This window comes from Bacillus sp. J33, from assembly GCF_000518885.1.
Taxonomy (GTDB): Bacteria; Bacillota; Bacilli; order Bacillales; family Cytobacillaceae; genus Cytobacillus.
On sequence record NZ_JAEL01000146.1, the window covers coordinates 1 to 10399 of the forward strand.

The following is a 10399-nucleotide window of genomic DNA, read 5'->3' on the forward strand; positions in this document are numbered from 1 at the left end:
ATAAAAAGTACAGAAGCCGAAAAATAGATGTCGAGCCCGTCTTTGGACAAATTAAACACAACCGAAAATTCAACCGGTTTTCTCTAAGAGGCCTATCCAAAAACACCACGGATTGGGGTCTTATTTGTGTTGCCCACAATTTAAAAAAGTGGGATGATCTTCTACAAAACAGGTAAAAAGAGTGAAGGTTTAGGAGGATAAATNGGGATATCTCTCCTAATTTTGAATAAGTTACTCGAAATTGAGGACAAAATGATCTCAAAATAAAAAACTGACTCAAAAGAGTCGTCGTTCAACGACCTTTTGAGTCAACCTCTTTTTTACGTTCTATTTTAAGGGAGGAAAAGAGTTTTGGCCATGGGTTGTGGAAGGCCATCCTATTGGTTGCGCAGTAATTCTACTGCTTTTAAAAACTCTTTGCGGTATTCCTGCTGTTCAATAAGTGCAGCATTAAGTGTTGATAAAAGGGACTGATTTAGCATTTTCGTTCCCGCATCATCTGATTCTCTATCCAAAAAGTTTAGGAGAAAAGTGTAAACAAGAAGCAATGTTGAGTAGTTATCGACATATGTGAGGTTTATAGCGCGTCCGCCTTTTCCGCCTGCGGCATGATTGTTTATAGAAGGTATTCCAGCTTCTGCTGCAGCAATAATGAGCTCCTCTGGAATACCCAGCTGTTTAAGAACTTCTGGATCAAGATCCAGCTTTTGGACTTTGTTATTTAGCATGGTACTCCCTCCCTTCTTTTTGGACATAATCATGACTGCATAGAGAATAGTACATTTTTTATTTTTTTTGAGGTTTCGCTTTGTTGCTTTGCTGCTGGGCAGTGCCGTTAACAGCAATAGCCGTTGAGTCGCCGCCGTTTGCAATGTTGTATTGAGCTGAAAGAATTGGAATGTTAATTAGCGCAGCATTGATGGCGAATCCGCCAGCAGCGATTGGCAGCTGGCCGTTAAGGTTTGTTTGGGGCAGGTTTGCTTGTGCAGCAAAAGTGAAAGCTTCAGCTTCGTTGCCGCTGTCAGCTCCATTCACAGCACCGCTTTTAGGGATTACGCTTTTGTTTTCATGATCGTCATGGCATCTTGAGAGCATAGATATCACCTCATCCAGTTTATAGAAGCAGGATTCATTTATTCAGTTAAGATTTTTTGTTCGTAAGATCTGAAAGATCATATTTAATAGTGTCTTACCATCAACCGATAATTTTATCTGTTTATAATCTTCCGATGTTTCTACAACAGGCAGCAGATTTTTTAATGCAGGAATCATATTGCTGATCCCGGAGGAATTTTTCGTGAAGAGCCCTTCCAAGTTTTTCAATGGCTTAATAGCCTCCTGAACACTTTCCCTTAACTCGTCTGATTGGACTTTATTCAGTCCTTTGGCGTATAAGCCGCCCAATGAATCTGTTAATTTAGCAGCCATTTTTTCTGCATATACCTTCGCTTCTTCTCCTGAAAGCTTCTTTCCATTGATTGAAACTTTATAACTCGAGTTCTCCTTGTCTGCCATTCCTGTTCACCTCCTTCTCATTAGTTTAGTATATTGATGAATAAGCCAAGCTGTTTCCGCTAATACAGTAGGACAAACGTGCAATTTTCAAATACATATCTAAAGGGAGCCATTTAAACCTAGGCATTTGCCTCATTTATGAACGAGTGGTACGGAAATCCGCAGAAGCGCAATCGAATCCTCCAATGCAAAATGCCGAAACCGGAACATTCGCCCGGCCCTGGCATACTATAAATCATGCCAATACTTTTGCCTAACATTCATCAAAAATTATCGCACACTAGTCTAATATCCCGCATAGGATGAAATGAAAATGAATGAGGAGGGTTCGCTCGCAATGGGAGACTACAGAGAGATTATAACGAAGGCGGTCGTTGCGAAAGGACGTAAATTTACACAGTCCAATCATACGATCTGCCCATCACACCATCCGTCAAGCATACTTGGCTGCTGGATCATAAACCATACGTACGAGGCGAAAAAGGTTGGAAAAACAGTAGAAATCTGCGGCCATTATGACATTAACGTTTGGTACTCCTTCAACAATAATACAAAAACCGAAGTTGTTACCGAACGGGTTGAGTATACAGATGTCATTAAGTTGAAATACCGTGATCCGGACTGTTTGGATGACCATGATGTCATCGCCCGCGTACTGCAGCAGCCAAATTGCTGTGAAGCGGTCATTTCTCCGAACGGAAACAAAATCATTGTCACTGTTGAAAGGGAGTTCATGGTCGAAGTGATCGGCGAAACAAAAGTTTGTGTAGCCGTTCATCCAGACAAATGCGACTGCGACGATGACGACGTTTGGGGCCTTGACGTAGATGATGAAGAATTCGAGGATTTAAATCCAGATTTCTTAGTTGGAACTGAAGAAGAGTAAATATAAACTAGGAGGTTTTGCTTCCTAGTTTTTCTTTTGGCTGTTTTAATGCAGAATATTGATTTAGCACTGTGCTGATTGGAGCGGAAGGTGCTAATCCCGCGAAATTGCATTTTTGAGCGGTGTTCGGTTTAAACTCGGGGGTTGCATATTCAAAGTCCTTCCGGAATAGCCAATCCAAAGGAGACCCCTCAGTTTGCAGCAGTAATTAGCACTCAAGTTTAATAGAGCCTTTCTTTTTTGTATAGAAGTCCGCCTGATATCAAGCGAATTGACGACGTGTTCCTCAGTCTATAGTCTGAATTCATCAGCTGAGTCTTTCCTTAAAATGGAGATATAGAAAAACGAGAAGGGAAGAGAAAAAAGATGAAAATATATCAGCTAAATTTAAAATGCCATCATTTAGACAGAATGAAAGAATTCTATACAAAGGTTCTGGAAATGGAATTAATAGCTGAGTCAGAAAATTATTTTACAATAATGGCTGGTACAACGAAAATCTATTTTGAAAAGGATGCTGCGATTCCTTTTTATCATGTATGTTTTCGGACAAATGAAGATTATTATGACTATATGTTTGAAAAGCTGGGCCAGGAAAGTGTCCTTTTGCCAAATGGACATGGCGAATACAGCATGTTTTGGAAAGGAAAACAGGCTTATTTTGTGGATCCGGACGGTAATATCATTGAAATGCTGGAACGTCCGTTTTTAGGAAGAGAAATTAAAACGAATGGCTGGCATGATGTCGGTGAAATCGGCTTGCCTGTTCGGGATGTAGCCCGTATGGAAAAAAATTTAAATTTATATTTAAAAAACGAACAAATCGATTCCAGCGATACATTTGCTTTTTATGGAGACACTCAAGGGGTCTTTGTTTTAGTAAAGGAAGGCCGCAAATGGTACCCGACGGAAAGGCAGGCAGTGATTTCTCCTATTAAAATCGTTGCTTCAGGCGAAAGAGAGGCTGCTTGGAAGCCCGATGAATATCCCTATGAAATCATTGTCAGGAAGGAATGGGCAGGAAGTGTGCCTGCCGTTCAATTTCGCATTGCCAGGCCAACTAATCAGCTGGATAAGCTGAATGACTTCTATGAAATCGGAATTGGGCTGGAAAGGGTGGGAGAATTTTGGCATCATGAAGGCTATGACGGTATCATGCTTGGTTTGCCGGATCGCCAGTACCATATGGAATTCACTCAATCTGAAGAAAAAATGGTTCTGCCCAAGCCAACAAAGGAGCATCTATTGGTCTTCTATGTTGCGAACCGCTTTGAGCGGGATAAGATTGTAAAACGGCTTTCCGATATGGGGTATGGCCAGTCGGAACCGGAAAATCCCTATTGGGGCAGAGGCGGCGTAACGATTGAAGATCCGGATGGCTGGCGGATTGTTTTAATGAATACAGCAGGGATCTAGTGCGTTTCTTCAATCGCAGTTTTTTTGATATTTTATCAAGCTTATTATTGATTATGGCAATCTGCTGACTGGATAGGGTGGCCAGAGACTCTTCGAATATGAAATCGCATTTCCTTTGTATGGTGTTTTTTTCGTGGATGATTATCCAATGTTCCAATGTAGATGCGAGATCAAGAGAGACCGCCAGCCGTTCACTTCGCCTGAATGGAATTCAGCCGGCAAGCTGAACAGAACAAAAATTTTTAAAAGGATAGCCTATCATTTTCCTAAATATGTTAAAATAGCAAAGTAGTAAAATGACTGATGAAAGGTTGAGGGTATATGTTTAAAAAAGTTGCCTCTGACGTGTTGGGAATAAGTGATGTAGGAAGTGTTATTCAGCCGGCAGATTATGATAAAGTCGATGCGGATGATTATGTCCTTCATGAAGATAATGAAAAGATTTATTTCCTGATTAAATCCAAAACAGATGAATATTGCTTCACGAATAAGGCGCTTATTCACTTAGATGGAACAAGCGCTGTCAGCAAGAAGCGGACTCTAAAGCGTTATAGCTATAGAGAATATAGCATATCCAATGTTTTGCTTGAAACAGCCGGTACAGTCGATTTGGATATTGAAATTAAATTTGTTATTGGTTCAGAAGCTTTTTCGATCGACGTACATAAAAAGCATATTGAAGAATTGAAAGATTTATATAAAGCGTTAATCCGCATCTCTGAAATTTGCCGAGAAAATGAAGTTTCCATGGAGTATGCAGAAAAAAGCTTGAACCTTGCTGCAAGCACATTGGGCCGATCTTCTTCCACCCAGGATTCCAGCGTGGTAGATAATTTCCGTGTACTAAATGAAACAGCCTTCAATTGGCTGATGAATAGCCGCAAGAAGTACAATGTAAAAGACTTTGGCTATGTTTTTGAAAAGTATATTAATAACTAAGATTATTTGGCAGCTCTCTGGAAGGGGAGCTGTTTTTTAGCCCCAAATTTTGCACGTCTGAGTCATCCAGCAATCTATGCTATAATAAAAAGGACGTTCTCAAAGGGAATCTTTGATGACTGGCATGGAAATAATAGATTATAGATCGTTGGAGGAAGTTATGGCAGCAGCATACACGCCTATGATACAGCAATACTTACGAGTAAAGGCAGAATATCAGGATGCCTTTTTATTTTTTCGCTTAGGTGACTTTTATGAAATGTTCTTTGATGATGCGCTGAAAGCATCACAGGAGCTGGAAATTACATTAACAAGCCGGGAAGGCGGCACGGAAGAGAGGATTCCGATGTGCGGCGTGCCATATCATTCGGCACCGGTTTATATTGAACAATTGATTGAAAAAGGATATAAAGTGGCAATTTGCGAACAGACAGAGGATCCGAAACAGGCAAAAGGAGTTGTAAAACGTGAAGTTGTACAGCTGATTACGCCTGGAACAATGATGGAAGGCAAAGGCCTGCAGGAAAAAGAAAATAATTATATTGCTTCGATTTCTGTCTTTGAAGATGAGACGTTTGGCTTTGCCACTAACGATTTATCAACTGGTGAAACGAAGGTAACGATGCTGGGCAGCGGTTTTGAGGAAGTCTTAAATGAACTCTCCTTGTCAAGGGCTAAAGAAGTGGTTCTTGCTTCTGATTTTAACGGCGAATGGCAGAGGAAAATGAAAGAGCGGTCGGGTCTGGCGATTTCAATTGAAGATGATTGCGAGATTCGCGATTCCTTTGAAAACTTGCTGTCTGATTTAAATCAGGACAAGCTTAGACTAACATCCTCAAGATTAATTAATTACCTTTATCGTACGCAAAAAAGAAGCCTTGACCACCTTCAAAAAGTAGCAACCTATCAGATTAACCAATACATGAAAATTGATTACTTTTCGAAAAAGAACCTGGAGCTCACAGAAACCATCAGGAGCAAAGGCAAGAAGGGCTCACTCCTATGGCTCCTGGATGAAACAAAGACAGCTATGGGCGGAAGGCTTTTAAAACAGTGGATAGACAGGCCTTTGATTGATGAGAAAGAAATCAAGCGCCGCCATTCACTTGTAGAAACCTTCATCGGCTCCTATTTTGAACGAGAAGAAATACGCGAAAAGCTTAAGGAAGTATACGATTTAGAGCGTCTTGCAGGAAGGGTGGCATTTGGAAATGTTAATGCACGTGATTTAGTGCAGCTGAAACGGTCGCTGCAGCAGATACCAATTTTAAAAGAAATGGTCATCGCTCTTCCAAATGAAGAAGCAGTGAAGCTGGCTGAGAGGCTCGATGCTTGTGAGGAAGTCACGGATACACTGGAAAATGCCATTATGGATAATCCGCCGCTATCATTGAAAGATGGGAACATCATTAAGGACGGCTATAATGTCGAGCTGGACAATTACCGTGATGCAAGCCGAAATGGGAAGACATGGATTGCCCAGCTTGAGAAGCAGGAGCGGGAAAAAACAGGCATCAAATCCTTAAAAATTGGCTTCAACCGTGTTTTTGGCTATTATATTGAAGTAACCCGCGCGAACTTGCATCTTCTAAAAGAAGGGCAGTATGAGCGAAAGCAGACGCTGACTAATGCGGAAAGGTTCATTACACCTGAACTGAAGGAAAAAGAAGCATTAATCCTGGAAGCGCAGGAGAAGTGTGTTGAGCTGGAGTATGAGCTTTTTACTAATGTCCGCGAATATGTAAAAGAATATATTCCTAGATTGCAGAAGCTCGCTAAAACAGTGAGCGAATTGGATGTTCTCCAGTGCTTTGCTGCAGTCAGTGAGCAAAGGCATTATACAAAGCCTAGTTTTTCAGATGAAAGAAGAGTTTATATTAAAGATGGCCGCCACCCTGTAGTAGAAAAGGTGATGAACGCACAGGAGTATGTGCCGAATGACTGCTATATGGATGCCGATCGGGAAATGCTTTTGATCACAGGCCCGAATATGTCCGGTAAAAGTACGTATATGCGCCAAATCGCACTGACCGCAATTTTAGCGCAAATTGGCTGTTATGTTCCCGCATCTGAGGCGGTTCTGCCGATCTTTGATCAAGTGTTTACCCGAATTGGAGCTGCGGATGACCTGATTTCAGGCCAGAGCACATTCATGGTTGAAATGCTTGAAGCTAGGAATGCAATTGTGAACGCAACACAAAATAGCTTAATTTTATTTGATGAAATTGGCCGCGGAACTTCAACATATGATGGAATGGCATTGGCACAAGCCATCATTGAGTTTATTCATAACCGGATTGGTGCGAAGACTTTATTCTCTACCCATTATCATGAATTGACAGTTCTGGAGGAAGAGCTGCAAAAGGTGAAAAACATTCATGTCAGTGCAGTCGAGCAAAACGGCCGGGTTGTGTTCCTTCATAAAATCAAGGAAGGGGCAGCCGACAAGAGCTATGGGATTCATGTTGCCCAGCTTGCCGAGCTTCCGAATGAGCTGATTGTGAGAGCGAATGAGATATTGACAGGGCTGGAGTCAAAAGATTCCGGGGCAAACGCTGTTCCACAGCAGGAAACTCGTATGCCTGCAGCTGAGAAAATTGAAGAGCCTGCTTCCCAATTATCATTTTTTGAGGAGCCTGAAGAAGTAAAGAAATCTTCGATCAGCACCAAGGAAAAGAAGATCATTGATAAAGTAAAAGGGCTTGATATCCTTGATATGACGCCAATGCAGGCCTTGAATACATTGTATGAACTTCACAAAAAGCTAAAGAACTAACAAACAGGGGGTGATGAGATGGGGAAAATCATTCAGCTTGACGATTCGCTTTCAAATAAGATAGCGGCGGGCGAGGTGGTTGAACGCCCTGCATCAGTTGTAAAGGAATTGATGGAGAACTCAATTGATGCCGGAAGCACGATTATCGAAATCGAAGTGGAAGAAGCCGGCCTGGCAAAAATCCGCATAATCGATAATGGGGACGGAATAGAAGAAGACGATGTGCTGAACGCTTTTCATCGCCATGCCACCAGTAAAATTAAAGACGAAAATGACCTTTTCCGCATCCGCACGCTCGGTTTCCGCGGCGAAGCATTGCCGAGTATTGCGTCGGTTTCCCGAATTGAAATGAAAACCTCCACAGGGGATGCCGGCACACGCCTGGTCATTGAAGGCGGAAAAGTCGAAGTGATGGAAAAAGCACCCGGCCGAAAAGGGACAGATTTAACAGTGACGGATCTATTTTTTAACACGCCGGCCCGGTTGAAATACATGAAGACGATTCACACCGAGCTTGGCAATATTACCGATGTGGTCAATCGTCTCGCCCTTGCCCATCCGGAGGTCGCTATCCGCCTGATCCATAATGAACGCAAGCTCCTGCAAACGAATGGAAACGGCGATGTCCGTCAGGTGCTTGCATCAATATATGGACTTAATATCGTGAAAAAGATGGTTCCGATTGAAGCAAGCTCGCTAGACTTTAAGATTAGCGGCTATGCAGCATTGCCTGAGATTACGAGGGCTTCACGCAACTATATTTCCACCATGATCAATGGCCGCTTTATCAAAAACTATTCGCTGGCAAAAGCTATTCAGGAGGGATATCATACCCTACTGCCGATTGGCCGTTATCCAATCGTGCTTTTGAATATTGAAATGGATCCGCTGCTTGTCGATGTCAATGTCCATCCATCCAAAATGGAAGTCCGTCTCAGCAAGGAGCATGAATTGAATGAGCTTGTTTCAGGCGCTTTAAAGACAGCGTTTAAAAAGGAGGAACTTATTCCGTCCGGTTTTACGCAGCCGAAAAGTCTGAAACCGAAGTCTGAGCAGACTGCTCTTGATCTGGACCATTTGCCGGAGCGGGAGGAGCGGAGAACAGCTGCCCCTTCCTATGTGCGTGAAAGGAAGGAGGAGGCTGTTCAAAGCAGCACTCCAAAGAGCTTTGCTTTTGAAACTGCGGAGCCTGATCCAGCTCATCCAAGCCAATTTACCGCCGAAGAGGCTGTATCCGTACCTGTTACTGTTCAGGAAGCGCCGCCTGAAGAATTTCCCGTTCCAGCAGAGGATCAGCATTTGTTCGAGAAAGAAGAGCCTCGAGCTGCAGGCTTAAATTCATTTTTAGCTGGGCCTCCTAAAGAGGAGGAACCATCCAGGGTTCCACCGCTATATCCGATCGGGCAAATGCATGGGACGTATATTTTTGCCCAAAACGACAGAGGCCTATATATTATCGACCAGCATGCCGCCCAGGAGCGGATCAAGTATGAATACTTCAGGGATAAAGTCGGCCAGGTTGAAAGTGAGTTGCAGGAAATGCTCTTGCCTCTTACCTTTGAGTACTCGACAGATGATTATATTAAAATTAATGAGTACAAGGATGAGCTAGAAAAAGTCGGCGTTTTCCTGGAGCCATTCGGCCATAATAGCTTTATCGTCCGCTCCCATCCGCAATGGCTGCCAAAAGGCGAGGAGCAGGAAATCATCGAGGATATGATTGAACAGCTCCTAGCGATGAAGAGAGTGGATATTAAAAAGCTGCGCGAAGAAGCGGCTATCATGATGAGCTGCAAAGCATCCATTAAAGCAAACCAGCACCTGCGCAATGATGAAATCCAGGCGCTGCTCGATGAACTCCGGAAATCATCCGACCCGTTTACATGCCCTCATGGCAGGCCGATAATTATTCATTATTCTACTTATGAAATGGAAAAGATGTTTAAACGTGTGATGTAGAGGGATTTGTGGCAAGGAGAATTTCTCCTTGCCCACTTTTTGCCCATTTATCTTAAATATGACTCTAGTTTTAGTAAATTTTCATTTTCATATTTTTTTGTAATATGAACATAGACATCGGCTGTCATATTGACAGTTGAATGCCCCAATCGTTCACTAACAAACTTTAAATCTGCTCCACTTTCTAGCAGCATAATTGCGTGAGTGTGACGCAATCCATGCGGGGAAGGTTTGTTTTTGCTTTTTTTAAAATAGAATCAATCGTCTTGTTGACTCCGTATTCTCCAATTTCTTTTCCGTTTGGGCACCTTACTAAGAACTCTGATTTATGGTAATAGGCACCATGTTTCATTTTATTTTTCTTTTGCCATAATTTAAATTGTTTTAAATCAGCAATTAAAGTATTATCGATCCCAATTGTGCGATTACTTGATTTGGTTTTTGGTTTTTTTACACTATTATCACTTCTCGTTTTTGTGATGGAAATGTTTTATTTTCAAAATCAACATCCTCCCATTTTAAGGCTAACATTTCACCTTTTCTCATTCCTGTTCGGAGCAAAATCGATGCGATTATATAATGATGATATGGAGATATTTTAGCTGCATCCATGAAGATTTCTACTTCATCTCTTGATAAATAATTGATTTTCTCTTCATCCTCAACTTTGATCGATATCCCTTGATACTTATTATGTGTAACCATTTCTAGTTCAACAGCTTTATTGATTGCNGTACAAAAAATAGAATGAATCGTCTGAATGGTTTTTTTAGCGTATCCTTTTTCAACTAAGGTATTAATAAATTTTTGATATTCTATCCGTGTTAACTGATTCATTTTATAATTTCCAAGGCTTGGGATAATATGATTATTGATATACCAAGATCGATTAAATAATGTTCTTTCTG

General features: G+C 41.7%; 11 protein-coding genes. 6 read left to right on the forward strand and 5 right to left on the reverse strand.

Features of this window, described 5'->3' with window-relative positions:
- A partial coding sequence (locus tag L634_RS33110) for a transposase (protein WP_157452370.1) occupies positions 1-176 on the forward strand: 176 nt, incomplete at its 5' end.
- Positions 177-377: 201 nt separating this feature from the next.
- On the opposite strand, the gene L634_RS0126970 is transcribed toward L634_RS33110, so the two are convergent.
- The 3 genes from L634_RS0126970 to L634_RS31880 are packed head-to-tail and all read right to left on the reverse strand — an operon-like array spanning position 378 to position 1515.
- Complete coding sequence (locus tag L634_RS0126970; protein ID WP_026585090.1) at positions 378-728, reverse strand: hypothetical protein; 351 nt, start codon at positions 726-728, stop codon at positions 378-380.
- A 58-nt stretch (positions 729-786) separates the two neighbouring features.
- The gene (locus L634_RS0126975; protein WP_026585091.1) at positions 787-1095 is read right to left on the reverse strand and encodes a hypothetical protein; all 309 of its coding nucleotides are present in this window, start codon (positions 1093-1095) and stop codon (positions 787-789) included.
- Positions 1096-1137: 42 nt separating this feature from the next.
- Positions 1138-1515, reverse strand: a complete 378-nt coding sequence (locus L634_RS31880; RefSeq protein WP_051428429.1) for a hypothetical protein — start codon at positions 1513-1515, stop codon at positions 1138-1140.
- 337 nt (positions 1516-1852) lie between these two features.
- On the opposite strand from L634_RS31880, the gene L634_RS0126985 reads away from it, so the two are divergent.
- The 5 genes from L634_RS0126985 to mutL all read left to right on the forward strand — a co-directional run bounded on the left by L634_RS0126985 (position 1853) and on the right by mutL (position 9491).
- Positions 1853-2401: an outer spore coat protein CotE gene (locus L634_RS0126985; RefSeq protein WP_026585092.1), complete on the forward strand. Its 549-nt coding sequence runs from the start codon at positions 1853-1855 to the stop codon at positions 2399-2401.
- Positions 2402-3427: 1026 nt separating this feature from the next.
- On the forward strand, positions 3428-3817 hold the full coding sequence (locus tag L634_RS34050; protein ID WP_026585093.1) for a VOC family protein: 390 nt from the start codon (positions 3428-3430) through the stop codon (positions 3815-3817).
- Between the two features lie 321 nt (positions 3818-4138).
- Positions 4139-4756 carry a PH domain-containing protein gene (locus tag L634_RS0127000; protein WP_026585094.1) on the forward strand — a complete coding sequence of 206 codons (618 nt, stop codon included), beginning with the start codon at positions 4139-4141 and terminating at the stop codon, positions 4754-4756.
- Between the two features lie 160 nt (positions 4757-4916).
- Positions 4917-7532 (forward strand): DNA mismatch repair protein MutS, encoded by a 2616-nt coding sequence (mutS, locus tag L634_RS0127005; RefSeq protein WP_026585095.1) that lies wholly within the window; start codon positions 4917-4919, stop codon positions 7530-7532.
- An 18-nt stretch (positions 7533-7550) separates the two neighbouring features.
- On the forward strand, positions 7551-9491 hold the full coding sequence (gene mutL, locus L634_RS0127010; RefSeq protein ID WP_026585096.1) for a DNA mismatch repair endonuclease MutL: 1941 nt from the start codon (positions 7551-7553) through the stop codon (positions 9489-9491).
- A gap of 47 nt (positions 9492-9538) precedes the next feature.
- On the opposite strand, the gene L634_RS33115 is transcribed toward mutL, so the two are convergent.
- Both L634_RS33115 and L634_RS32340 read right to left on the reverse strand, forming a co-directional pair.
- Positions 9539-9685, reverse strand: a complete 147-nt coding sequence (locus L634_RS33115) for a tyrosine-type recombinase/integrase (RefSeq protein WP_232233855.1) — start codon at positions 9683-9685, stop codon at positions 9539-9541.
- A gap of 256 nt (positions 9686-9941) precedes the next feature.
- Entirely contained in the window at positions 9942-10367 is a 426-nt protein-coding gene (locus L634_RS32340; protein WP_442852722.1) for a tyrosine-type recombinase/integrase, read from the reverse strand.
- Positions 10368-10399: the final 32 nt, after the last annotated feature.

Excerpts from the sequence above, each read along its gene's own strand:
- L634_RS0126970 (WP_026585090.1), bottom strand. The coding sequence starts at position 728 with ATGCTAAATAACAAAGTCCAAAAGCTGGATCTTGATCCAGAAGTTCTT.
- L634_RS0126975 (WP_026585091.1), bottom strand. The coding sequence starts at position 1,095 with ATGCTCTCAAGATGCCATGACGATCATGAAAACAAAAGCGTAATCCCT.
- L634_RS31880 (WP_051428429.1), bottom strand. The coding sequence starts at position 1,515 with ATGGCAGACAAGGAGAACTCGAGTTATAAAGTTTCAATCAATGGAAAG.
- L634_RS0126985 (WP_026585092.1), top strand. The coding sequence starts at position 1,853 with ATGGGAGACTACAGAGAGATTATAACGAAGGCGGTCGTTGCGAAAGGA.
- L634_RS0127000 (WP_026585094.1), top strand. The coding sequence starts at position 4,139 with ATGTTTAAAAAAGTTGCCTCTGACGTGTTGGGAATAAGTGATGTAGGA.
- mutS (WP_026585095.1), top strand. The coding sequence starts at position 4,917 with ATGGCAGCAGCATACACGCCTATGATACAGCAATACTTACGAGTAAAG.
- mutL (WP_026585096.1), top strand. The coding sequence starts at position 7,551 with ATGGGGAAAATCATTCAGCTTGACGATTCGCTTTCAAATAAGATAGCG.
- L634_RS33115 (WP_232233855.1), bottom strand. The coding sequence starts at position 9,685 with ATGCTGCTAGAAAGTGGAGCAGATTTAAAGTTTGTTAGTGAACGATTG.